At 34.6% G+C, this 22,903-nt stretch carries 37 protein-coding genes and 1 pseudogene; 34 read left to right on the forward strand and 4 right to left on the reverse strand.

Annotated features, from left to right (window positions below):
* Window positions 1–24: 24 nt before the first annotated feature.
* Together ACQVGS_RS10720 and ACQVGS_RS10725 are read left to right on the forward strand one after the other, a co-directional pair.
* On the forward strand, window positions 25–1,407 hold the full coding sequence (locus ACQVGS_RS10720) for a DNA sulfur modification protein DndB (protein WP_003231030.1): 1,383 nt from the start codon (window positions 25–27) through the stop codon (window positions 1,405–1,407).
* Between the two features lie 23 nt (window positions 1,408–1,430).
* Window positions 1,431–2,408, forward strand: a complete 978-nt coding sequence (locus ACQVGS_RS10725; protein ID WP_491831652.1) for a phage lytic cycle repressor MrpR family protein — start codon at window positions 1,431–1,433, stop codon at window positions 2,406–2,408.
* Window positions 2,409–2,596: 188 nt separating this feature from the next.
* On the opposite strand, the gene ACQVGS_RS10730 is transcribed toward ACQVGS_RS10725, so the two are convergent.
* A complete protein-coding gene (locus ACQVGS_RS10730; protein ID WP_004399410.1) occupies window positions 2,597–2,821 on the reverse strand; it encodes a helix-turn-helix domain-containing protein in 225 nt (74 codons plus the stop codon).
* Between the two features lie 182 nt (window positions 2,822–3,003).
* On the opposite strand from ACQVGS_RS10730, the gene ACQVGS_RS10735 reads away from it, so the two are divergent.
* From ACQVGS_RS10735 to ACQVGS_RS10820, 18 genes and pseudogenes are all read left to right on the forward strand, one after another.
* Window positions 3,004–3,222: a YopT family protein gene (locus ACQVGS_RS10735; RefSeq protein WP_491831654.1), complete on the forward strand. Its 219-nt coding sequence runs from the start codon at window positions 3,004–3,006 to the stop codon at window positions 3,220–3,222.
* Between the two features lie 71 nt (window positions 3,223–3,293).
* A complete protein-coding gene (locus ACQVGS_RS10740) occupies window positions 3,294–3,491 on the forward strand; it encodes a hypothetical protein (protein ID WP_017697045.1) in 198 nt (65 codons plus the stop codon).
* Window positions 3,492–3,602: 111 nt separating this feature from the next.
* On the forward strand, window positions 3,603–3,797 hold the full coding sequence (locus tag ACQVGS_RS10745; RefSeq protein ID WP_003231036.1) for a hypothetical protein: 195 nt from the start codon (window positions 3,603–3,605) through the stop codon (window positions 3,795–3,797).
* An 88-nt stretch (window positions 3,798–3,885) separates the two neighbouring features.
* Window positions 3,886–4,215 carry a hypothetical protein gene (locus ACQVGS_RS10750; protein WP_283912356.1) on the forward strand — a complete coding sequence of 110 codons (330 nt, stop codon included), beginning with the start codon at window positions 3,886–3,888 and terminating at the stop codon, window positions 4,213–4,215.
* Window positions 4,212–4,634: a YopX family protein gene (locus tag ACQVGS_RS10755; RefSeq protein ID WP_283912355.1), complete on the forward strand. Its 423-nt coding sequence runs from the start codon at window positions 4,212–4,214 to the stop codon at window positions 4,632–4,634. The genes ACQVGS_RS10750 and ACQVGS_RS10755 overlap by 4 nt, the downstream gene beginning before the upstream one ends.
* On the forward strand, window positions 4,631–4,831 hold the full coding sequence (locus ACQVGS_RS10760; RefSeq protein ID WP_491831657.1) for a hypothetical protein: 201 nt from the start codon (window positions 4,631–4,633) through the stop codon (window positions 4,829–4,831). The genes ACQVGS_RS10755 and ACQVGS_RS10760 overlap by 4 nt, the downstream gene beginning before the upstream one ends.
* A 37-nt stretch (window positions 4,832–4,868) precedes the next feature.
* Window positions 4,869–5,159, forward strand: a pseudogene (locus ACQVGS_RS10765) (hypothetical protein).
* Window positions 5,156–5,338, forward strand: a complete 183-nt coding sequence (locus tag ACQVGS_RS10770) for a hypothetical protein (RefSeq protein ID WP_283912354.1) — start codon at window positions 5,156–5,158, stop codon at window positions 5,336–5,338. Before ACQVGS_RS10765 ends, ACQVGS_RS10770 begins: the two are co-directional and overlap by 4 nt.
* 58 nt (window positions 5,339–5,396) lie before the next feature.
* Window positions 5,397–5,606, forward strand: coding sequence for a hypothetical protein (locus ACQVGS_RS10775; protein ID WP_491831659.1), 210 nt, complete (start codon window positions 5,397–5,399; stop codon window positions 5,604–5,606).
* 12 nt (window positions 5,607–5,618) lie between these two features.
* Window positions 5,619–6,353: a hypothetical protein gene (locus ACQVGS_RS10780; protein WP_491831661.1), complete on the forward strand. Its 735-nt coding sequence runs from the start codon at window positions 5,619–5,621 to the stop codon at window positions 6,351–6,353.
* Window positions 6,353–6,700 carry a hypothetical protein gene (locus ACQVGS_RS10785; protein ID WP_491831663.1) on the forward strand — a complete coding sequence of 116 codons (348 nt, stop codon included), beginning with the start codon at window positions 6,353–6,355 and terminating at the stop codon, window positions 6,698–6,700. Before ACQVGS_RS10780 ends, ACQVGS_RS10785 begins: the two co-directional genes overlap by 1 nt.
* A gap of 28 nt (window positions 6,701–6,728) precedes the next feature.
* Window positions 6,729–8,927: an RNA ligase gene (locus tag ACQVGS_RS10790; RefSeq protein WP_491831665.1), complete on the forward strand. Its 2,199-nt coding sequence runs from the start codon at window positions 6,729–6,731 to the stop codon at window positions 8,925–8,927.
* Window positions 8,928–8,971: 44 nt separating this feature from the next.
* Window positions 8,972–9,178, forward strand: coding sequence for a hypothetical protein (locus ACQVGS_RS10795; protein ID WP_326128486.1), 207 nt, complete (start codon window positions 8,972–8,974; stop codon window positions 9,176–9,178).
* Window positions 9,168–9,305 (forward strand): hypothetical protein, encoded by a 138-nt coding sequence (locus ACQVGS_RS10800; RefSeq protein ID WP_326128487.1) that lies wholly within the window; start codon window positions 9,168–9,170, stop codon window positions 9,303–9,305. The genes ACQVGS_RS10795 and ACQVGS_RS10800 overlap by 11 nt, the downstream gene beginning before the upstream one ends.
* Window positions 9,306–9,344: 39 nt before the next feature.
* Window positions 9,345–9,581 carry a hypothetical protein gene (locus tag ACQVGS_RS10805; RefSeq protein WP_061187771.1) on the forward strand — a complete coding sequence of 79 codons (237 nt, stop codon included), beginning with the start codon at window positions 9,345–9,347 and terminating at the stop codon, window positions 9,579–9,581.
* Window positions 9,582–9,772: 191 nt separating this feature from the next.
* The gene (locus ACQVGS_RS10810) at window positions 9,773–10,285 is read left to right on the forward strand and encodes an SLOG family protein (protein ID WP_254061191.1); all 513 of its coding nucleotides are present in this window, start codon (window positions 9,773–9,775) and stop codon (window positions 10,283–10,285) included.
* A gap of 17 nt (window positions 10,286–10,302) precedes the next feature.
* The gene (locus ACQVGS_RS10815; protein ID WP_491831668.1) at window positions 10,303–10,920 is read left to right on the forward strand and encodes a hypothetical protein; all 618 of its coding nucleotides are present in this window, start codon (window positions 10,303–10,305) and stop codon (window positions 10,918–10,920) included.
* A 185-nt stretch (window positions 10,921–11,105) separates the two neighbouring features.
* Entirely contained in the window at window positions 11,106–11,336 is a 231-nt protein-coding gene (locus ACQVGS_RS10820) for a hypothetical protein (RefSeq protein ID WP_072557195.1), read from the forward strand.
* A 14-nt stretch (window positions 11,337–11,350) separates the two neighbouring features.
* Here ACQVGS_RS10820 and ACQVGS_RS10825 read toward each other — a convergent pair whose 3' ends face one another.
* Complete coding sequence (locus tag ACQVGS_RS10825; RefSeq protein WP_163113709.1) at window positions 11,351–11,725, reverse strand: YoqO family protein; 375 nt, start codon at window positions 11,723–11,725, stop codon at window positions 11,351–11,353.
* Window positions 11,726–11,844: 119 nt separating this feature from the next.
* On the opposite strand from ACQVGS_RS10825, the gene ACQVGS_RS10830 reads away from it, so the two are divergent.
* From ACQVGS_RS10830 to ACQVGS_RS10840, 3 genes are read left to right on the forward strand one after another with little or no spacing between them, the layout of a single operon-like run.
* The gene (locus ACQVGS_RS10830; RefSeq protein ID WP_255002992.1) at window positions 11,845–12,360 is read left to right on the forward strand and encodes a hypothetical protein; all 516 of its coding nucleotides are present in this window, start codon (window positions 11,845–11,847) and stop codon (window positions 12,358–12,360) included.
* A gap of 43 nt (window positions 12,361–12,403) precedes the next feature.
* Window positions 12,404–13,159 carry a Rha family transcriptional regulator gene (locus ACQVGS_RS10835; RefSeq protein WP_255002991.1) on the forward strand — a complete coding sequence of 252 codons (756 nt, stop codon included), beginning with the start codon at window positions 12,404–12,406 and terminating at the stop codon, window positions 13,157–13,159.
* A gap of 60 nt (window positions 13,160–13,219) precedes the next feature.
* Complete coding sequence (locus tag ACQVGS_RS10840; RefSeq protein ID WP_283912353.1) at window positions 13,220–13,618, forward strand: YoqU family phage-derived protein; 399 nt, start codon at window positions 13,220–13,222, stop codon at window positions 13,616–13,618.
* A gap of 74 nt (window positions 13,619–13,692) precedes the next feature.
* Here ACQVGS_RS10840 and ACQVGS_RS10845 read toward each other — a convergent pair whose 3' ends face one another.
* Together ACQVGS_RS10845 and ACQVGS_RS10850 are read right to left on the reverse strand one after the other, a co-directional pair.
* Window positions 13,693–14,505, reverse strand: a complete 813-nt coding sequence (locus tag ACQVGS_RS10845) for an ATP-dependent DNA ligase (RefSeq protein WP_283912352.1) — start codon at window positions 14,503–14,505, stop codon at window positions 13,693–13,695.
* Between the two features lie 69 nt (window positions 14,506–14,574).
* Entirely contained in the window at window positions 14,575–15,249 is a 675-nt protein-coding gene (locus ACQVGS_RS10850) for an SOS response-associated peptidase (RefSeq protein WP_491831672.1), read from the reverse strand.
* A gap of 70 nt (window positions 15,250–15,319) precedes the next feature.
* Here ACQVGS_RS10850 and ACQVGS_RS10855 point away from each other — a divergent pair, with 70 nt between their 5' ends.
* The 11 genes from ACQVGS_RS10855 (at window position 15,320) to ACQVGS_RS10905 (ending at window position 22,893) form a co-directional block, all read left to right on the forward strand.
* Entirely contained in the window at window positions 15,320–15,538 is a 219-nt protein-coding gene (locus ACQVGS_RS10855; protein WP_283912350.1) for a hypothetical protein, read from the forward strand.
* A 2-nt stretch (window positions 15,539–15,540) separates the two neighbouring features.
* Window positions 15,541–16,245 (forward strand): HNH endonuclease, encoded by a 705-nt coding sequence (locus ACQVGS_RS10860; protein ID WP_491831674.1) that lies wholly within the window; start codon window positions 15,541–15,543, stop codon window positions 16,243–16,245.
* A 56-nt stretch (window positions 16,246–16,301) separates the two neighbouring features.
* Window positions 16,302–16,445: a hypothetical protein gene (locus ACQVGS_RS10865; RefSeq protein ID WP_216394158.1), complete on the forward strand. Its 144-nt coding sequence runs from the start codon at window positions 16,302–16,304 to the stop codon at window positions 16,443–16,445.
* Between the two features lie 114 nt (window positions 16,446–16,559).
* Window positions 16,560–17,384, forward strand: a complete 825-nt coding sequence (gene pghZ / locus ACQVGS_RS10870; protein WP_283912349.1) for a gamma-polyglutamate hydrolase PghZ — start codon at window positions 16,560–16,562, stop codon at window positions 17,382–17,384.
* The gene (locus tag ACQVGS_RS10875) at window positions 17,381–19,141 is read left to right on the forward strand and encodes a right-handed parallel beta-helix repeat-containing protein (RefSeq protein WP_491831677.1); all 1,761 of its coding nucleotides are present in this window, start codon (window positions 17,381–17,383) and stop codon (window positions 19,139–19,141) included. The genes pghZ and ACQVGS_RS10875 overlap by 4 nt, the downstream gene beginning before the upstream one ends.
* An 87-nt stretch (window positions 19,142–19,228) precedes the next feature.
* Window positions 19,229–19,522 (forward strand): hypothetical protein, encoded by a 294-nt coding sequence (locus ACQVGS_RS10880; protein ID WP_240304174.1) that lies wholly within the window; start codon window positions 19,229–19,231, stop codon window positions 19,520–19,522.
* Window positions 19,523–19,586: 64 nt separating this feature from the next.
* Window positions 19,587–19,967, forward strand: coding sequence for a hypothetical protein (locus ACQVGS_RS10885; RefSeq protein ID WP_283912347.1), 381 nt, complete (start codon window positions 19,587–19,589; stop codon window positions 19,965–19,967).
* A gap of 76 nt (window positions 19,968–20,043) precedes the next feature.
* On the forward strand, window positions 20,044–20,358 hold the full coding sequence (locus tag ACQVGS_RS10890) for an XkdW family protein (protein ID WP_033885452.1): 315 nt from the start codon (window positions 20,044–20,046) through the stop codon (window positions 20,356–20,358).
* A 173-nt stretch (window positions 20,359–20,531) separates the two neighbouring features.
* On the forward strand, window positions 20,532–20,903 hold the full coding sequence (locus ACQVGS_RS10895) for a hypothetical protein (protein WP_491831680.1): 372 nt from the start codon (window positions 20,532–20,534) through the stop codon (window positions 20,901–20,903).
* 21 nt (window positions 20,904–20,924) lie between these two features.
* Window positions 20,925–21,839 (forward strand): hypothetical protein, encoded by a 915-nt coding sequence (locus ACQVGS_RS10900; protein WP_072692914.1) that lies wholly within the window; start codon window positions 20,925–20,927, stop codon window positions 21,837–21,839.
* Between the two features lie 82 nt (window positions 21,840–21,921).
* On the forward strand, window positions 21,922–22,893 hold the full coding sequence (locus ACQVGS_RS10905; protein WP_342412658.1) for an ATP-binding protein: 972 nt from the start codon (window positions 21,922–21,924) through the stop codon (window positions 22,891–22,893).
* Window positions 22,894–22,903 lie beyond the last annotated feature (10 nt).

Raw genomic sequence — 22,903 nt, forward strand, 5'->3', positions numbered from 1 at the left:
ACATGACATGAGGTGAAAGGCTATATGACAGTGATCTTTGATCAGTCTGCAAATGAGAAACTGCTTTCAGAAATGAAAGATGCTATCTCGAAAAATAAACACATAAGATCTTTTATTAACGATATTCAATTAGAGATGGCTAAAAATAAAATTACTCCAGGGACAACACAAAAATTAATTTATGATATAGAAAATCCAGAAGTCGAAATTTCTAAAGAATATATGTACTTTTTAGCCAAGTCCCTATACTCAGTTCTTGAAAGTGAAAGGTTTAATCCACGAAATTACTTCACAGAAACGGATATGAGAGAAATTGAAACGTTATGGGAAGGATCTGTGGAGGAAGATATAAAATTTCCGTATACATTCAAACAAGTTGTAAAGTATTCGGATGATAATTATTTCTTCCCCATCACTGCTAAAGAGTTGTTTATGCTATTTGAAAATAAGTTATTGCACTATAATCCTAATGCTCAAAGAACGAACAAAACGAAAAAACTAGAGGGCTCAGATATTGAGATACCTGTACCGCAGCTCAATAAACAATCGGTTGAAGAAATAAAGGAACTGTTCTTAGATGGGAAATTAATTAAATCAGTTTTTACGTTTAATGCACGTGTTGGAAGCGCAAGTTGTGGCGAAGAATTAAAATATGATGACGACACTATGTCGCTTACAGTGACTGAAGACACCATTTTAGACGTTTTAGACGGGTATCACCGGCTAATAGGCATTACTATGGCTATAAGACAGCATCCTGAGTTAGATCATTTGTTTGAAGAAACCTTTAAAGTGGACATCTATAACTACACTCAAAAAAGGGCGAGAGAGCATTTTGGGCAACAAAATACAATAAATCCAGTGAAGAAATCTAAAGTAGCTGAGATGAGTCAAAATGTTTATTCTAATAAAATTGTTAAGTTCATTCAGGATAATAGCATAATTGGTGATTATATAAAGACAAATGGAGACTGGATAAATCAGAATCAGAACTTACTTATAACTTTTTCTGACTTCAAAAAGGCAATTGAAAGAAGTTATTCTAAAAAAGATTTTTCAACTCAGGCAGATATTTTAAAAACTGCAAGATACCTTACATCTTTCTTTGATGCTTTAGCTACACAATATGTGGATGAGTTCTTAGGTGATATAGCAAAAGAAAGAAAGAGAAGTTTTGTGAACAACTATTTGTTCTTTAACGGCTACGTTGTACTAGCTAAGAAGTTGCAGTTAGATGGAGTAAGTCTAGATGATTTAGAAAGTAAAATTACCGATGTTTTAAGCTCTATAGACTTTAGTAAGAAAAATAAATTGTGGGATGAATTAGGTGTAGTAGACAAGAATGGAAATGCTAAATCACCACAAAAGATATGGAATTTCTTTAACAATTTAAAAATAGACGAGTAATTACTTAGGAGTTGTTTGTTGCAATGTTCAATAATGAGATTAAGGAAAAATATTTAGATACCTTATCTGAGGGTATGGTTATGCAGATGAGGCCTATTTTTGCAAAAGCAGAGATTACTGAGACTTTATATAATAAAGACATTTATGATTTCACATCAATGCAAATTTTAGAACTTATACGATCATTCGATCAAACCACTATTGGTAGTGTTCGAAGAACCTTAGCATTATTGTCATTGTATATTGATTGGGCAATTTCATATAAGTTAAGTAAAGGATTAACCAATTTGGCAAGAACTATTTCTGAAGAAGAGCTTTATGAATGTCTCGGAGACAAAAAATTATATATTACTTATAGTGAATTAGAGGAAATGGAAAATCAATTAGTTAACTATCAATCAAAGGCTGTATTAAGGCTGTTGTTTGAAGGGGTTTCAGGTTTAGCTCATTCTGAATTGCTAAGTTTAACGAAAAAGCAAGTTGAGGATGCGATGCTAAATGGTAACGTTTTAACCCTCTATGATTCAAAGCACGGTGAACGAAAACTAAAAGTTAGTAGTGAATGTCTTGTTATTGCCTTAAATGCAGCTCAAGAAACTAAATATAAATTAAAGAATGGGAAGGCAAAAGGCCAAACAAAAGAAGTCTTTTTAGTTGAAAATGATTATGTAGTTAAAACAAAAAGAACGTCCAACAAAGGAGACGGCCAAGCAAGTAAATTTGTCATAACTAATCTAATTACTGATATATCTGAGTTCTTTAAAATTAACTTTTTAACACCAAATACTATTGTTAGATCTGGTCATTTGTATAGAGCATATCAGCTTTATAAAGAAAAAGGGGTTATTGATAACTCTGTAAGGTATCAGATTATAGATGACTTTAATTTAAGAGTGAAATCCAAATATCGAGCAGTTTATTCAATGCAAGATTATATTAATGAGGAAGAAGTTAATAAATATTACGCAGAAGAACTAGGTATAAAAGAGACGACCATTTAAATATGAAATCCATTTGACTATTTTGGTTAAATGGATTTTTCTTTTATCTCAAAAAATTGTGAAAAAATTCGCATTTCGACAAAAATAGACAAAATAATCACTTTAAATACATGTTTAAATGTAGTAAGATGGTCATGTAAACCATATGGTTTACTAAGGAGGAGACCAAGACCAAAGTCTTAGTCGTTTCAATGCCTTTCAACCTTGAATTCATAGAGGTCTTCGACATTACAATCTAAAGCAGCAGCAATTCTTTTTGCAGTTCGAATAGACATATCTACTTTAACTAATCGATTATAGTCGCTCAGCTGCTGTTTCTTAATCCCAGTTATCTCTGAAAGTTCATTGATTGTAATGTCTTTCTTTCTACATAATTCAGGTATCAAGCATTGCCCGATCTCAACTTTAATCATAATCGGACATCCTCCTGCGTTCTGTTATGGAAAGACATAATACATATCATACCATACGAAGCCGATAAATAACCACTAGCATAACACCTACTTTCTATGTATAATGATTATACAAAACAGAACGCACGTTCCCTTAACGCCTTAAGGGTTTATCACAGAAAATTGAACATAGGAGAATGAGGATGGCAGGTTATTTAAACAATATTGAACTGAATCTGGAGATTGTACTCAAAAACAAAGCAGATAGTCCAGAAGTCTCTGAAACATTGGTAACCAGGATTTGTGAAAATTTACTTTTATCTAAAGAAGTCTCGTTTTTAAAAGCTGACGGATCAGTTGAAAATTTTAAATTAAGTGATATGGAATATGAAATAACAAATACAGAAGAATTGTCTGAGTAAAAATAAAAAAAAAAGAAAGACTCCATTAAACATAATGTAATCAGCAGCAAGAGGAGAATGAAGGTATTGTTTTGAATATATTTGTTGATCAAGATAATTACAAAGAGGTTAGTCTGAAACTTACAAAAAAATTGCTGACTTCAGAACATTATCAATTCCTACTTGGTTTCAAGGGAGAGAAATTAGATATTACAATTTCAGTTACACCACAAAGCCTCGTTAAGCTTAGGGATGACATCAATGAATTGATCTTTATGTTCTCAGATTAAAATTAGATTCGGTCACATAAATTGGCCGAATCTAATTGACAGATATTGAATGATGGGTTATAGTTTATTCAAATACAAATAATATGTATATAGGAGATGATAAAAGGAGCTATGTTGCTTGATGAAAAGCTCGATAAATTAATGAAAACGATTCTGCGATTAAAAGCATACAAAGAAGAGGAAAATTTACGAAGAGTCATCGGAGAATTTCATTCAATAATTGATTATGCTTACGAGGGGATGTATATAGCTGAAGATATGTTAAGAGAAGAAGAAAGTAAGGGCAAAGAAGTAAGTACATATTGAATTGTGTAATTTTCACTAAGGTAACAAAATTAAAATTAGTGGATAAAATGTAAGTTTTATCGAGATTGAAATTGGAGGGGGATATCACTTGGAATTATCATTAGATGAATTGAAGCTCTATCTTAAACCATTAGTGTTTTTCGGTGAGTTAAAACTTGAAATCAGTGATTATGAAGAAGGTAAGAAAATTGAAGTGCTCGATCATGATGAAGGGTCTTTAGTTAATTTAGAAGGCCAAACCGAAAATTATGTGTGTACTACATGTAATTGTACTTTATATACCGATGAAAATAATGAAGTATGTTTCATAGAGCATCCGTATGGTGCAATCACAGCTGTAAATAAAGATCAAGTGATTCATTTAACTAAGCTAATTGGAGCAATCATAAATACGGATGAGGAGGATCCAGTTGAATGAACACAGCATACAGAGTTTGGGACGGCGAGAAGATGCATTATTGGGATGATGATGAGCTGAGTCTTATTATCTCAGGTGGAGAATGGGGGCTGTATCGCAATATCGTTGGAGCTCTTTATCCCATCCGTATTGCATCTGGTACTCAAAAAAATACGTCTCTCATGTGGGGAACAGGGTTAAAGGATAAAAACGGCAAGGATATTTACCAAAAAGATATTACCGAAGAATCTTATGTAAGTCCTATGACTAAGAGAAATGTCATTGAGCGATATGTTATTGAGAGAGGGAAAGGCATTGACAAAATGAAGCACGTCAGCAATATAAGTGCTTTAGATAGGTTTTTATGCTATCGACTCGATGAAATTGAAGTTATCGGAGACTCTTATCTTAATCCGGAGTTATTGGAGGGCGCAGAGTGATTGATACTGAAGTAAAGCGTATTGAATATAAGCTTTGGTACGAAGTTGAATTCGGTTGGAAGCATTTCAGTTTCGTTGCCAATGATGATAAAACTGCATTGAAATACGCAGAGGAATACGTGAAAAATAATAATCTCATAAATTATAAAGTGGAAAAAATAACGAATGAGAGATTGTTTTGGCTGAGGAGGACGTGAAGTGAATCCTGAAGAAAAGAACGAATTGAAGTTCCGAATGATTACGCCAGAGGGAAAGGTATTTCCGGTTAACCCTTAACCCATTGAAAATTGGGATAATGATATTTGGAAAGCATTTGATGAACAGAAACAGGTTTTCGACGCAGAGATTAAAAAGGCATTTGAACACTGTAACGTACCAGCTGAATTAGCCACAGATAAGGACGACAACACTGTTCTGACAATAGACAAACGATCGGTTTTAATCTCATATAAACCTGAATTTTTATATTCTGAAGGAAAAGCGGTACAGAGATTCAAACGACTTTATGAGGAGGATGCAGAGTGAGTAGGTTAGATGGATTGATTACAGATAAATACGGTGATGCGTTGTATAGAAGTGGTTTTTGTATAACCATTGAAGAGAACTCACACTCTCGGATGATTACGGCAGATTTCACATTGAACAAAAGTCACCTTCCGTTTTTAAAAGAAATTGTAAAAGACTTGGAGGAAGAAGCGGAGTGATTTGAGGTTACAGTCTAGATAAAAGATGCATTTTAAAGTGTTACAAGGGAGTGGTGAAATGAATACGAATGAGTTGAAAAAAGCACTTGAATACAATACGAAGAATGCAGGACAACAACTACTGCAGCTGACTAATGATTGGATTGTACACATTGACAGTATTCAAAAGAAGGACATCATAAACACTATTCACGATATTGCGATACATATGCTTCAGCAATGGGAAAAGTATAAAAAATATGAGGATATGAGGGAATCAGTTAAGTAAAGGAGTGGAAAGATGGAATTGTTACAACCAAATCAGTATTTTGAAATGATTAAATCAAAGAAAAATAAGGTTACAGACAAAGAACTTCAAAGATATTACGACAATTGCTTGGTATTACTCAATAAGTATAAGCAAACTAATCAAATTAAAGCTGCAAAGAAACTGATATTCCACTTAGAATCAATAGAAAAAGAACGCGAGATTGTAAAGCTTGGCATTGATACGTTTGTTTATCGAGATGACATTGAAGAATACATAGATAACATTGCAAAAGATACTGTCAAAATTATTGAGCTTGAAAATTACGAACGTGAAATCCCTGATGATGTAATCATTAAATACAACAAAGTGAAAGACAAATTGGATCGGTTTTATGTGGTGTTTACAGATTATACGGGGAAGGTTGAAAGGCAGATCGAAAAAGAACGGAGAGATAAGGATCCAATTTTATTCGGCACTTTTCAAGATGAGTCGAGCGGTACTTTGATTGAACGTTTTTATTTCATAGGCGACTGGGAAGATGAGTATTGTGATCTCACTTTAGATAAGATGATTTCCGAAGTACAGGAAGTAAAAGAATCAAATATTTCAATGACCATCAATACACCCCAAGATATTGAGCAATTGAAGAAGCAGTTAAATAGCATGGACAAGATAGCAAATGGGTTTAGGATGAATAATCCCGGATTTGCAGTGGTTAACAAAAAGAAAAATTGGTTTGAAAACCTGTTTAAAAGGACGAAGTGATGAAAAGAACAGTTGATCTTACTGAAAATAGAGAGTTCATGAAGATTGGAAATAGCCGAAGCAATTCATTATTGCAAAGGTACTTAAAGAAGCGAAAATACCCATGGAGCATAGAAGCAGTAGTAAGACAGAGCGACCTTTATAGTAACGGCTTATTGTTAACTGGCAACGGCTTTGAAAGAGAAAAACAAAAGGAGACAGCAGCCTTTGAAAAGACCTGTCACTGTTGTGGCAAGTGGGACTCATTTCATATGACAATAACTAAATCAACTCTGTGCAAATGTTGTGAAGAAATGCTTGATCACAGTGTTGTCGGCAATGTCCCTTGGAGAAAGCAGTTTGGATAAAAGCAAAAAATAGAAAGGTTGATAGAAAATGAGAACATTAGTGTTATTAAGAGGGTGCCCAGGAGTGGGGAAATCAACTTGGATCAAGGAAAATGGACTTGAGCAATACACTCTTTCTGCAGACAATATTAGATTACTGTTTCAGTCACCTGTGTTAAACAAAAGTGGAAAATATGAAATCTCTCCAAAACACGACAACAAGGCGTGGGATTTATTAATGAAATTGCTTGAAGACAGGATGGATCGCGGTGAATTCACAATTGTCGATGCAACTCATTCAAAGCAAAGTGCGATTTCAAGATATAAGCCACTAGCTCAAAAATATAGATACCGTGTATATGTAGTTGATTTTTCTGATGTTGATGTTCGGAGAATCTTAAAAAGAAATAAAAAGAGGGCTGAACATAAACATGTTCCTGAAAGCAGTATTCTAAATATTTATGAAAGAATGACAACAGAAAAAGTGCCATCTTGGGTAACTGTTCTAAAACCAGATGAGTTTGAAAACACGATGACTTATAAGCCGAGATGTTTTGACGATTATAAAAAGATCCATATTTTCGGAGATGTTCATGGGTGTAATACTGTGCTTCAAGAGTACTTAAACGGTGATTTGAATGAAAATGAACTATACATTTTTGTAGGAGATCTTATCGACAGAGGTATTGAAAATGCACAGCTGTTAGAATTCATGATCAAAATTAAAGATTATAAAAATGTGATTATTCTCGAAGGAAATCATGATAGATATATCAATATGTATGGGAATGATGAAGAAACACCTAGCAACACATTTAACAACAAAACTAAGCCAGAAATCGAACAATCCAACATTGATAAAAAAGACATTAGACAGTTGGCCAGGAAGTTTCATCAGTTAGCTTACTTTACATATAAAAACACTACATACATTGTAACTCATGGAGGAGTTTCAACCGTACCTGAAAATCTCTTGATGACCGCAACAACACAATTTATCAATGGAGTTGGAGATTATTCAGACGATATTGATTATGAATTTGCAAAAAATACGGCTGACCAAAATGTTGTACAGATTCATGGACATAGAAACATGTACCGTTTACCTGTGTTAGCAGCAGAAAGATCTTATAACCTGGAAGGGCAAGTGGAAAGAGGAGGTCATCTTAGAGTCGTTACACTGTCTGAGAACGGAATTGAAACGCATGAAGTGAAGAATAAAGTTTTTAAACAAAGTTCAAGTGATGTGCAGAGTAATAGTGTAACTGTTGGAACAATTGATGATTTGGTTTCCCACTTACGTGATCATGAATATGTCCAAGAGAACAAGATGCCAAACAATATCTCATCATTTAATTTTACAAAGCAAGCATTTAGAAAGAAAAAGTGGGATGAAACAAATATTAAGGCAAGGGGTTTGTTTATTAACACCCAGAATAATGAAATTGTAAGTAGAAGCTATGATAAATTTTTTAACATTGGAGAACGATCTGAAACAAGAATGCATCATCTCGTAGATACAATGAAGTTTCCTGTAACAGTGTTCGATAAGGCAAATGGATATTTAGGGACTGTGGGGTATGACTCTTTGTCAGATCAGTTATTATTCACTTCTAAATCCTTTACATCTCAATTATCAAATGACCATGCGAAATGGGTCGAGGAGTTGTTCTTCAAGACCTTTGATGAATTTACGGTAAATGCCATTAAATATTATCTGAAGCTAAATAATGTTTCATTCGTTTTTGAAGTAATACTTCCAGAAAAAGATCCACATATCATTGAATACAATCAAGACAAACTAGTCCTCTTAGACATAGTAAAAAGACAGATGTCATATGAAAAACTCCCTTACAGTGAAGTGAAAGCTACTGCAGAGTGTTTATCCATTGAGTGCAAAAAACAAGTTGCGGAGTTTAGTAACTGGACAGATTTCTATAGATGGTATCTGGACGTGTCACAAGATTTTTCAATTGAGGAAGAGGGTTATGTAATTGAAGATGCTGCTGGGTTCATGACAAAACTTAAGCTCCCTTACTATAACTTTTGGAAACAAATGAGGGGAGTAAAGCATAAGATCAGCAACAAACATGAGCATATGGTTAACACAGGAAGCCTTTACACTCCTTTGCATAATAGATTTTTTGCATGGGCTAAGACAAAGGACAGAGGGTATCTAAAATCAACTTCCATTATCAAATTGAGAAATGATTTTGAAAAAGAAACTGTGGTATTGGAAGCCAAATGAATTCTAGATAAAAGTAAAATTTTAAAGAGAAAGGAAGAGGAGAAATGATTAAAGGGATGGTTAAACATGAGCTACTTAAAACAAGTGATGGTGTTTTAAGGTTGGCTGAGGATAGATTGTGTGGCGGTTTTTCTCTTGGTATTAGAACGCCTGAAGGAGCTGACTGGAGATATATTAGTGATGAACTCGGACAATTGTTAATTAAGGAGCTTTCTGACGATCAGATAGGAGGCCCCAATAATGAAAAATAAAGTACTGGTTGTTGATTTAAAGGAAATGATTGAAAATAACATTTCACAAAGGGGAACAGATGGCACTAGATATTACCGGATCAGCAGGGATCAATTAGAAGAGATTATTGCAGCATTAGAAAACTAAATAAAATTGAAGTTTTAAAGAAAAAGGAGCTGTTTTAAAGTGCAAGATATCCGTGTGATATATGACAGAAACAAAACTTTGGAAGCGGTCGTTGTCCAGTTTGGAGATTATATGTGTGAGCTAACAGATTCACAAGTAATTAATGAAGAAAATAAAGAATTTGATGTACTTAATGATGAATATCAAGGAGCTTGGAAATATGAAAATGGACAACACTGCGAAGTCGAAATTTACGATGGTGTAGACAAGTGGGTCTGTCAAGCATTCTTACACTGAATAAAAAGACTGTTTTAAAGAAAGGGTGAGAACCGATAGTCAATTTCAAAAAACTTAGTGATCCTGATTATATTAAGCAGATGGAAATTGAGAGAAAAGAACGTGAGCGGATAGATCAAGAAAAGGAGGCTTTAAGAAAGAAAACGGTGTGCTTCACTGGTCATAGGCCGAACAAATTGGGTGGATACGATATGAAAAATCCAACAATGCTTAAACTAAAAGATAAGCTGCTTGAAGTAATTGAAGAATTAATCAATAAGGAAAACAAGTCCATGTTCATAACTGGCGGAGCGTTAGGAACTGATCAGGCTGCTTGCTGGTGTGTACATATTCTAAAGAAGAAATACCCACATATCAAAAACATAATTGCTACACCTTTCAAAGAACAAGATAAAGTGTGGTCTGCAGAACAAAAAATGTGGTACAAACGTATGCTTGATGTGGCAGATGAGATTATTAATGTTGAAGAATTAGATAAATATAAAGTTAGTGGAGCTGTACCAGGTGAGTTTTCACCGGCTAAAATGCAAAAACGAAATGAATACATGATTGATCACAGTGAAGCAATAGTAGCTGTTTATGACGGAAGTAAAAGTGGCACAAGAAACTGCTTAAATTACGCCAAGAAAACTTACTTAGGACATCAACTATGGAGACTTCATCCCAATTTTAATTTTGAACTAGATATTACTTATTTCAATTAAAAAGGAGACACTATCAAATGAAAATTCATGAAGTGTTGTTAGACAACAAATTAAATCCAGGTGAAAAATGCTATTTAAATCAGGAAAAGTATACGTATAGAGGGGTTGCCGGAGACGGTAGACATGTTTTAGAAAAACAAACGCAAGATGGGGTAGAGTTTATTTACACAGACAAACGTCCTGTTGTACCCGTCTTACCATTAGAGCTATATTTTAAAAATAAAAGAACTGGAAGCTTTGCTGAGCTTGTGAGTTACACTCATATGCTTGGGGAAATGTATTATAAGCTCAAACTATATGACAATGTATTTAATGGGTATGACAACGAAACCTTAGGAGAGTTAGAGCAAGACTGGGAACTGCTATCTGAAAATCCGTTTAAAGACGAAGAAATGTTAATTGAAGAATTAGATGAAGTTAACGAGAAAATCGAGCAGTTTGAAAAAGAAATTAGAGAGTTTAAAAAGGAAAAAATCGAACCATTAGTTAAACAAAAAAGTGAACTGCAAAAACAATGTAAGCATGAATGGTATAAGAATGATGAAGAACAGGTTGGAAACAACAGCTATGAGCAGGAATGCGTCTGTGAGATTTGCGGACTTGAGAAAACGAATAGATACAGTAAGCTATTTTGATAAAAAACAGAATAAAAGGATTGTTTCATTGTAAGGAGGAAGGCACATAGGTTATTTAAAGCACATAATTGATACAGCCTGGTTTAACTTAGTTTGGTTTAGATGGCATCTTGGAGCGGACATAAGCGTATTTGACGGCTGCGGATGGAATACATATAAATATTTAAAGGATAAAAATAAAATATATGGAGGTTATAAGGGTGATAAAGAGGAATCTGCTTAGCAACCACGTTGATGAGATTATTGGTGAATATTACGCTGCTAAAGGATATTCAGTCCATAGCATTGAACGCCAGGAAAATGGACAACTGATTGTTGTTACGGAACGAGTAGCAGAGGAGAAGGAACCGGCAAAGGTTGATATCGCATTTGATTTTGTACATAGAAGATCGCACAGGAAGAAGTATTTAGCTTAAAAAAAAGCAAAGAGTCAAAGCTCTTTACCTTTAGGTGTTTTCCTTAACCGGTTCGCAATGTACTTCATTACGTTTACTGCAATCGACACTAAAGCAATAATCAATACTATTTCAACTAAAAGGATGTATCCAAAATTCACATTAAGCTCTTCAAAGTAATCGCTGGCAAAAGAGAGGAGTTTATAAATCACTAGCATAAAAACAATAAAGGAAACTCCTAAAATTACAAGTGACTTTTTAGAATAGTCTTTAGCATGTTCAAAATTATAAATCATTATTGATAAAAATAACAAACCCGTAGCAATCTTGTGGGATAGCGAATCATCGGCCGAAAATGATTGCACTACTATGCTGATGATTAATCCAGTAATACCAATTGTTTTATTCAAGGAATCACCCACTCGTATGTAAGTTAGGTATGAGTTTACCAATTAAAGGGGATTTTCTCAAGGCAATACACATTAAAGTTAAATTAAAATCGTGATTTTAAACAGATAGGAGGAAACGAATGAATCAAGATATTCAGTTTTTAAAAGAACTTCAGCAAGAGTTGAAAAATCAAGACAACGACGGTCAAGCTGCACCACGTTTCTGGACAGTTGGTGATTATGAATGGGTCGAAGCTCGAGAGGAAAATGCAGAACGGTATTCTGTATACCTGCCATATATTGCAGAAGCATATGTTTTAGATGATTATTTAGAAGATTTAAAAGAAGATAGTGAGCTCTCTAAGGAAGCTTTAACAGAGTTAAAAAAGGACGACTTTGACGATCCTATTGAGTGGATTCAAAAATACATTGATGAAGAAGCAGATTTAATTCCAGAAAGAAAGGTTCATATTGTACGGCCGGATACAATGTTTTTGACCAAAGCAGAAGCGAAGGCTCATATCAAATTAAATAGGCATCACTACACTTCAGAAGCTCATACTTACGCAATGACAGCTTGGAGAGCACCGAAAGTTGAGCAGCTGTTTAAGATACTTGAAAAGTTTGACTGGAAATCAATAGAGACTTCTAAATAAAAGATAGTTTTTAATGAAATCAAAATAAATGGAGGGATTTTATTTGAATAATAATTTAACTGTGATCGAACGAGATGGACAACTTTTGGTGGATAGTCGTGAAGTGAAGGATATGCTTAATATAAGACACTCTGATTTATTAGAGAAGATTGATGGGTATTTATCGGTATTACATCAAAACGGAAAATTCCGTTCTGACCAATTTTTCATTGAGAGTTCCTATCAAGCAGGAACTGGAAAACCGTACAAACATTACTACCTCACTCGTAAGGGGTGTGACATGGTTGCAAACAAAATGAATGGGACAAAGGGCGTTTTGTTTACGGCACATTATGTCACTCAGTTTGAAGAGATGGAAAAAGAATTAAAACAACCACAAACAGAGTTAGAGGTTTTAGCTGCAACAGTAAACAATATGGTGCAACAAGAAAAACGAATAACTGTTATTGAAAATGAACAAAAAAGAATCTTTGATTTGATTGGATTGAATCCATCGAATTGGAGAAAAGAAATCAACAAAATTATTAGATTAATAGCAAAAGAAAGTGGGTTAAGTCACTCGGCAGTATGGTCTGAGAGTTACAAAACCTTAGAAACTCGAGGAAAATGTAATCTGCGAAGAAGACTTGATAATAAAAGAAATAACATGAAAAAAGAGGGAGCGTCTAAAACAAAAGTAGAAAAAGCAAACTTTATGGATATCATTGATGAAGATCCAAAGCTTACAGAGATTTTCTTAGCGATTGTTAAAGATATGGCTGTGAAGTATAAGGTGACTCTCAAGAAAGAAACTGCATAAAATATTTATTTTATTGAAAGAGGGTAAGGGAAGGGCTAAAGGGAAGGGCTAATTAAACGCATGAATGATATTAATGACCTGATAAAGCTTATCGCAAGCATTGATCGTCGAACTTTCTATAGCAAAGAAAACATCTCAGGACAATCCAATCAAAAAGCGTATTTCAAATTCAGGACACAGCTATTCTTTGTTGATAAATACACGGGAGAAGACGTTTATCCGTATGAATTACGCCACGATCCAAACGGCTTTTCACACGGAGGTAACGTGTGGCAGATGATCAATAGCTTTAGACGTTTTATAATCACAGGGAAATACGGTGAATTAAGAGATTATAAGGAAATCTGGGCTTACAGCTATGAGGGATGTATGAAAATCCGTCAGAAGGCGAAGGAGATCGGATTTATAGAGACTGCCGATTATCCCTATAGCTTCGATGAATGGATGAAAAACAAATAAACTAATTGAATCATGTACTAAGTTTTCACTTTGCTTTTATAGGCTATGCTCTAAGGAGTTATGTAACGGAGAGATTACACTCTCCATGATTCGAAGGAAGGTATGCGGAGTTTTCCGTGCTTAGTCTTAAATCTGTGCTTAACCTTACATAAGATAGGTTCAATAAATACATAATCATCAGATTCAGACTTTACTTGTTTCATAGAATGAAATTTGCCACGTTCTGCGTTTGGTATGAATTCCATAAATCCAGCTGCAGTTCCATCAGGATAAGACAGAAGGAATTTTATATCCTTTTTCGTGTAGCCGGTTATGAGAACTTCAGTGTAATCATAATTAATCACTTTAAGCCAATTATGCGAACGTTTATTGGTCTCATAAGGGGAGTCAGCTTTCTTGAGTACGATTCCCTCTAAATTCTTTTCTTTGGCCAGGTTGAAGTAAGCGAGTCCGTTACCTTCAATTCCTTCGATTACAAAGACATTGGGATGATTCAGCTCAAGTGAGTTAAGAGCTATCTTACGCTCAGTGAGTGGCTTAGCTGCTATTGACTGACCGTCTTTATAGATAACATCAAAGACACAGTAAACGATATTGTGGGCTGATTTTTTGGACATGAAACGTTCCATTACAGCCTCAAAGTCAGGAGCACCCCCTGGGGCAGCTACAATAACTTCACCATCGAGTACTGTTCCATCTGGAATATCTAAGTCCAAGAGTTCTGGAAACTTGCTTGTTACTTCGTTGTTGTGACGAGTGTATAGCTTAATCTGATTATCAAATTTAGAAAGGATGAGTCTGATTCCATCAAATTTGAGCTCAGTGATATAGTTCTCGTCGTCAAATGGCTCTTTTATTGAATGCAATAGCATTGGCGATACAAACAAAATATCACCTCCTACTTAGAACATATTAGCTAAGAGAAGGTGATATATAAAGCGATATGGCAGTGGTACTTAATGGGATTCAATGAGCTCAGGTGAATTGTTTTTAGGTGAATTCACTAAAGATGAAACCTGGTATGCTTCCATGTCATCAGCATCATAAGGCTGCAGTAAGCTTTGTAGATAATCAGGGTCAGTATTTTTAGGGTTTAGCCATTCCTTTTCGTTCTCATCAGTAAGGATAACTGGCATCCGATCATGAATGTTTTCCATAAGCTCATTAGGCTTTGTTGTGATGATTGTGCAAGTGTACAAAGGATTGCCTTGTGGTGTGTTCCACTTTTCATATAATCCGGCAAAAGCAAAGAGATTGGATGATTTAAGCTTAATCCGTATAGGAATCTTAGTCTTTGGATCAAGGCGTTTCCATTCGTAAAAACTGTCAGCTGGTATGATACAACGTTTGCTTACGAGCGGCTTTCGAAAGCTGGGTTTCTCGGACAATGTTTCAGCTCGAGCATTAATCATTTTATAGCCGATTTTTTCGTCTTTAGCCCAAGGAGGGATAAGACCCCATCTAAGTTTGCCCAGACGATTATTGGATCCATCGTTGATGATTGTCAGGATGTTTTGTGAAGGAGCGACATTATAGCTTGGGTGATATTCACCTTCGGGTAAGAATTGATCTATGTTGAATTGCTCGATGATGTCATCAAACTCAGAAAATAAAGTGAACCTGCCACACATGTTCATCATCCTTTAGGGTTTTTGAATATTGTACAGGCTTGATACACGAAAATCAAAAAGGAGGAATGTGATGCAGCAGCAAACAGTTGAGGTTAAAGAAGTTGATGTGTTGATTAGGGGAATCTGGAGTAAGAAAAAGTTCACTGATATTCAAAAGGGACAAACCTTCAAGATTGAGGAGAACGGAAGAATAAAGAAGTACATAGCAAGGACAGATCCTTACTGGGATGACATGTATGAGACTTACATAATTGATTTGTTGGATAAAAATAAAATTAGAAGAGGGTGAAAGTGATCGGATTAACACAAGAAGAGAAAGTTAGAAGAGCAATTCAAAGGAAAAAGGACAAATACAATAAAACGCACAAAACAATCAATGGAGTTGAATACAAGCTTTGTTCGATATGTAATGATTGGCTGTTAACAGATGTGTACTATAAAAATAAAAGTAATAACGTAGATGGATTATACCCAAATTGCAAATCATGCGCTATCAATAAAGCCCATAAATGGGCCATTAATAATCGAGAATCTTCTAGGATCTTGAAAGAAAAATATGCTAAGAGTGACAAAGGAAGAGAACGGAACAATATTGCTTGGAAGAAGAGAACTCAAAACGGTTACATAAGAGAATACCAAAGGTTAAATAAAGAAAAAATAAAGTTTTACCAGTTGAAAAGGAAAGAGAAAAAACACAAAATTTCTGAGGTTGAGAGAGACAGGTGTAAATCATATTTTAACTACAGTTGTGCCTATTGTGGATTATCGGAGATAGACCATTTTAAAGTTAACAATCAAAAACTCCATTTAGACCATGTTGACCCTAATGGTGCAAACGATTTAAGTAATAATGTCCCTGCTTGTAAATCTTGCAATTCAAGCAAAGGAACTAATTCACTTTATAGCTGGTATTTAAACAAGTCCTTTTATAGACAAGAAAGATATGATTTACTACTCAAATGGCTTAATGAAGATTATAAAATAGCACTGGAGTAAAAATAAAATTAAACATTCAATAAAAACGATATTTTACAGAAAGAGGAGGAGTGAAAATGTTTACCTGCTTCTGCAACGAATGTGAAAAAGTAATCGAAAAAGATGAAGTTGATTATGAGGTTGACTTGGTAGAAGGGCCTTGGGAAGGAGATTGGGAACACGTGCATTTAGAATGCGGTAGTATTGTGTCTTGGATTTAACTTGTATGTCTAAATAAAAGTAATTTTTTATTCGGATAAGGGGGTGGTACTAATGTGATTCCTTATAAGATGAGAAAAAGAATAAAAATAAAATTATATAAGGAGAGTTGTTAATTGTTGAAGTTTAAAAACAGAATAGAAGAAAAAGAGGTTAAGGGGGCAGAGAAGGCGAGCTTTGGCGGGCCTAACCTTCTCTACCGCACACTTCGCAAGGTTACGAAGCTATATAAGTATATCACAGACAAGAAGTCTTTTCCAATCCTAGTTGCTTCATTGTTTGCATTGTTTAATCCCAATTCAGTTCTAGCTGCAGATAAGTATAGTAATTTTGAAGAGTTGAAAGAAAATGAGTCACCTTTGAGCTATAACATTCTAACTACCGATGTTGACAGGAGAGTGCTTATTCTGGCTCCCCATGGTGGAGGTATTGAAGGAGGGACTAGTGAGCTTGCAAGAGAATTAAGTAAGTCTTACTCTGCCTATCTATTTGAAGGTTTAAGGATACCAGGAGCTTCTGAGTTGCATATTACAAGTACGAATTTTGATGAACCTCAAGCTTTAGATTTATTGAGTAAGCATGATTTAACAATCTCAATTCATGGGTATGCATCAAGTAAGAAACACACTTTAGTTGGTGGGACAGACAGAGAAAAAGCAGCAAAGATTACATCATTACTTACCGATGCAGGCTTTTCTGCAGAATTGCAGTCTGAAGATTCCCGTTTAGCCGGCACAAATGAGCAGAACATTGCTAATAAAAATAGCACTGGTATGAGTATTCAACTTGAAATAAGCACTGAGCAACGAAAAGAAATGTTTAATACTTTTACACTGGCTGGACGCAATGGAACACAGAATCAAGTTTTTTATGACTATATTGCTGTTCTCACTAAATTCATTAATGAAAATGTGTATTGTATGGCCGGTGTAGCACCATGACATTGTTGAATAATACCTTACGATACTATGTTGACTTTGATCAGTGGGGAATAAATGCCTTTAACTCGAATCCAAATGAAACAACTAAAGGGTTTAATGAGGCTCTTTTATACGCATCAAAAAATAAATTCCCTATTGTGGAAATTCCAAAAGGCAATTTTATTATTGATTCAGTAAATACATTAAACCAACGAAATCCTGAAATTGGCGGGGGAATTAAAATCCCATCCAATATGGAGCTTCTTTTAGATCCAGAAGCAGTATTTCAAGTAAATCCTAATGGGTATCAAGGCTATTCTTGTTTTTATATTGGGCTTGCAGAGAACGTAATAATTAAAGGAGGGCGTATTATAGGTGACCGATATCAACATGATTATTCTCTAATTGATACCGATAGAAAAACACATGAATGGGGATTTGGAATACATGTTCATGGGAGCAAAAATGTTTTGATTGAAAATGTAAAAATCTCAGATTGTATTGGAGACAACATTTGGATTGCAGCACACGGAATGATGAATTACCCGGGGATGGTTTATACGCCTTCCAAAAGTGTGACCGTAAGAAAATGCGAACTAAAAAGAGGGAGACGGAACAATTTAGCTACTAACGGTTGTGAAGGATTATTGGTTGAAGACTGTGATATAGAGGAAGCTGGGGGAGATACAATTGGCCCTCAACTAGGTATTGATTTAGAGGGCTACGGAGAAAACGGAAGAAAGTATGATCATCCTTATGAGTTAACAATATCGGATTGCAGGTTTAGAAAAAATGGTCGTGGTTCGGTTACTGCTCATACAAGCGGTAAAGTTTCCATCAAAGATAACTACTGTGACAATGTTATTTCATATGGCTACAGTACAGATGTGAGTATTAAGGGTAACAAGATAATAAATGAAGGGGAGTCTAAAGAGTATGGAATAGACTCTGTAGGCGTTTCGAGCACTGAGACTGGCAACAGAATTCAAATTACTGATAACAATATTCAAGGGTTTAAAATAGGCATGATGATTAGAGGGAAAGGGGTATCGATTGATAATAATACCGTAAAGAACGCTTCAAATTGTGCAATAGCAACACATATGGCCGAAGATGTTACCATTTCAAACAACAGAATACAGGACAGCGATTGTATTCAGATCCAGGTGAGAAATTCATCAGATATTAAAGTAAGCAATAATAAAGGGAAAGGTACAACTTCAGCATATGCAATTAAAGTGATGGATTCGAATGACGTTAAATTCTTAAATAATACGTTCTCCAATCTTTACGGAGGTCTATATTGTGAGAGATCTCAAGCAGTCAGAATTAAGCTAAACGATTTCTTATTGAGTGGAAAAGGTTACGGTATATATTGGGATAAAGATTCAGAAGTCTTCCTAACAAGGAATGAGATATTTGAACCAAGAAATGTTGCAATTATGGGGGCAGCTGATATGTACAATATCAGAATAAGTGATAACCAGATATATAATTGCAAAGCAATCATTGCGATCCACTTAATAGGCGGTTCTGAGCATATGGTTAGAGGAAATGAAATCATGTTTAACAGAGATTCAGATCAAGGCTATGGAATATATTTAAACGGGACAAAAAAGGTTCGTTTAATTAGGAATGATGTTCAAGGTATTGGCACAAGAGTGCTTTCACATCCATATGCAACATTTAATGCTTCCAGTACAACTTTAATCCATAATACATACGACAGCGGCACACCTAGATTAGCATTAGATGATACAGTAATCGATTATAAATAAAAAATCTCAACAAGAACACTTGTTCCCTTTATGGGTTTTGGTATATAATTTAGAAGTACCAAAAATTTCAAAATAGGGGATGAGACTATGAGTGAGCAAAAGCTTAGAATCGGTGAAATACGGTATGAGGTTTTTGATGATTATGATCCATTTACAGAGGAGTATTTAGGAAAAAATCTAGCAAATGCTTATTTTATTGCTGAAATTAAAAAGGAAAATGTAGCTCAAGTAGGGAATAGGAAAATTAATTACTCAAGCGATGTTAAAGTTGGTTTTGATGCTTTCGGGGAAGAAACAAAAAAGAAAATCAAAGAGCATCTTCTGGCTGCATATAGTTTAATAGCAGAAGGGGCTAAAGATGATGGACTTGTAGAGTTTTAATCAGAGTCAAGCTGGGTTAATCTAAGATTAGCCCAGTTATCAAAACAAAAAAGGGGTTAACTGGATGCCAAACATAATTTCTAAAGAGCAAGATGAAGCAATTAAATACTTTAGAAACAAATTGAATTTATCAGACAAAGACTTATACATACCGTTGATTAATTTTGAACTACTTAGAGACAAGAACGAACAATATGCGAACATTCTTTATGAGCTGTATAAAAATGATCCCTATTTGTTTATTAGAGCTTTAAAGGAAGGTTATGTGGTTAATCAGCCAATTGCATTTGATGAGGCCATTGTGCGATTCTTTAATGGAGAAGAACTGGCTATTGTACATAAAACAACCGGCAGAAGATACAATGTAAATGTGAAAATGAAGCAGCTGCCTGATGGCTTTTCAATGCAAACAATGGATATGTGGTTGTGGAGTGAGCTTGTTTGAAAATAGTAAACTCTTTACCTATATAATGAAAATATGATAGAATATAGAAGAATTTGATAATTGAGGAGATGTTTTTGTGGAGTTTAAAGTTGGACAAGACGTATCAGAAATTTGGAATATTCATGGATCAATTCTTCCGGAAGTTTTAATGTATATGTTCCCTCGTTCAGACGAATCTTATGATTGGGAATTTGTAAATGACAACGGAAGACATATCTTTACTGCCTGGAGAAAAAGTGAACCTATTCCTACAGTAGAGGAAATTGAAAAAGCAGCAATTGAGCTTGAAGAGAAGAAAAATGCACCTAAGCCAAAAACTCTCGAAGAAAGAGTTGCTGATTTAGAAAAACAAGTAGCTTACTTAACGAGTAAGGTTGAAGGAACAAACTAACAAGAGTCCCTTATTGGGGCTTTTAAATTTAAATAAAATGATAATTTTATTCGAATTAGAAAGATCGCAAATGAAATACAAAAATAAAAAATATAAAAGTTTATAAAACATATAGACAAAGATAAAAAATATGTATATAATAAAATCAAGTTAAAGGGAAGGAGGCGAATTATTTGGAGGTACTTGGGATAACAGAGAAGGCATTAAGCTATTACAGAGAAAACGTTAAAGGCAACAAGACAATTACTCCTGATCAGGCACTGTTAAAGATGATAAGGAATGTCCTACTTGTCAAAGAAACTCATCCTGAGCGAATGAAAAAACGTTTATTTTGCACAGAGTACGCTTACGGAAATATGATAATCAAAGTTAACAGAAAAAAGCAGGTATTTGAAATTGTAAATAAATCAGGATGCTTTTCTGACCAAAATGATTGGAAGTTCCCAAAAAGAAGGTACATAGAACTTAGTAAAGAACTTGGAATCAAAGACTGCAAGTTTAGCAAAATTACATATTCAAAGAAAAATCACAATAGACAAAAATAAAAATAGAGGATGATTAAAAATATGACAGAAAACAAAACGGTATTACGTGAAGCATCAAACGTTGTAACACTTGAAGGAACTCTGGCAGAAGTAAGACACACTGAGTGGAAAAATGGAAATGGACTAAATATTGAATTAGATATTGAGGTTGCACCTAACGAAGTGCATACGGTTAAAGGCTTTTCAAAATATAAGAAAGCTGATGGTACAGATAATGCTATTGCCAAAGGGTATCAAACTATCATAAGTGATTATAAGTCCATCGCAGAACATGGAAGAGATCAAGCTGATAAAGTGAGAATCACCCAAGGTAAGATTGGATTAAATGAATATTACTCTCAAGGAGTATTAAAGGCGTACCCACAGCTAACCACCAACTTTGTAAACAGACTGGATGCTAATGAAGAATTTAATCCTAAAGCTGAATTTGATGTTGAACTGTTTGTTAAAAATGTAACTGAAGAAAAAGTAAAAGGAGAAGAAACAGGAAGAGTTAATTTAAATGGTTATATCCCTTTGTATGGCGGGAAAGTCATTCCTTTTACATTTGTAGTGACTAAGGAAGGTTCTCAATATGTTGAAAACAATTATGAAAAAGGATCTACGGTTAATGTCTTCGGAAAGATTATTAATTATAAAGAACAAAAAGTAACAACCAAAACTGCTGCATTTGGAGAAGACAAAAAAGAAATCACCTCCATTACAAAAAGAGAGTATCTAGTTACAGGTGGGAACGATCCTTATGATGAAGATAGTAAAAATGCTTTTAATCCAGAAGTAATTAAAAAAGCATTGACTGAAAGAGAGACTTATCTAGAAGGACTTAAGAACGAAAGCAGCAATGAAAACAATAAAAAGTCTGGCTTTGGTGGAAGTGCTCCTAATAACAAGCCTTCAAAGCCGGTTGAAATTTCAGATGATGATCTCCCTTTCTAAAATAAAATAGATCATTAATCTAATACATAACTGGGGTGAGCTCCGACTCACCCAACAAATTCAAAATAAAAGGAGAACTATAATGGCAATCGATATTTTCAACCCACAAGTTTCTGTAGTAGCAAAAGGATTAGAAGGAAAAGTTATCACAATCTACGGTTCTAACAACTTAGGTAAAACTAAGCAAAGCACTCGGATGAAGAAACCGTTATATCTGCCATTCGAAAAAGGATTAAATGCCATTGCCGGTGTTCAATTCATGCCTATCAATAGTTGGGCTGATTTTAAAAAGGTAAACAAACAGTTAACTAAAAATGCTGAAAAAGCTAAAGAAATGTATCAGACAATCATTGTTGATGAAGTAGACGCTTTTGCTAAATATGCGACTAGATATGTATGCGAGCAATATGATGTAGAACGGATTAAAGATGGTAATGATGGGTTTGGCCTTTGGAAAGAGTATGAAACTGAAGTATGGGAAGAAATCAATAAATTAATTGGCGTAGGATTTACGGTTATCTTTATTGCTCATGCTGCTGAAGACAAAAAAGGTAAAGTACATCCAAAGGGAGATAAACGAGTTTTAGCTCCAGTAATTGATAACAGTGATATTGTTCTCTATCTAAGTTCTAATGGTGTTGATGAAGATAGAAAGGTAATCAAATCAAGCGCCTGGTTGGCTGAAACTGAAGAACATTTTGCTCGTAGCAGATTTGATTACATTGACACATACCTTCCTGAATTTACTGCAGAAAACTTAGAAAAAGCAATTATTGAGGCAGTCGAAAGACAGGAGCAAGAAGAAGGAATTGTTGCTGTTACTTACGAAGAGCAAAAACAAAACAACGCTTCAGAAGAACTTGATTTCAACTCATTAATGGATCAAATTAAAGAAATTGGCATGAAGCTTAATGAAGAAGGTCGTTTAGAAGAAGTTAATGAGATTACAGAAAAACATTTAGGTAAGGGTGTAAAAGTTACTGAGTGCAGCCGTAAGCAAGTAGGTGTCATGTCTGTAATTCTAGATGATCTAAAAGACCTTCTAGCTGAATAAAAGAGGAGGG

Source organism: Bacillus sp. SD127 (assembly GCF_058566445.1).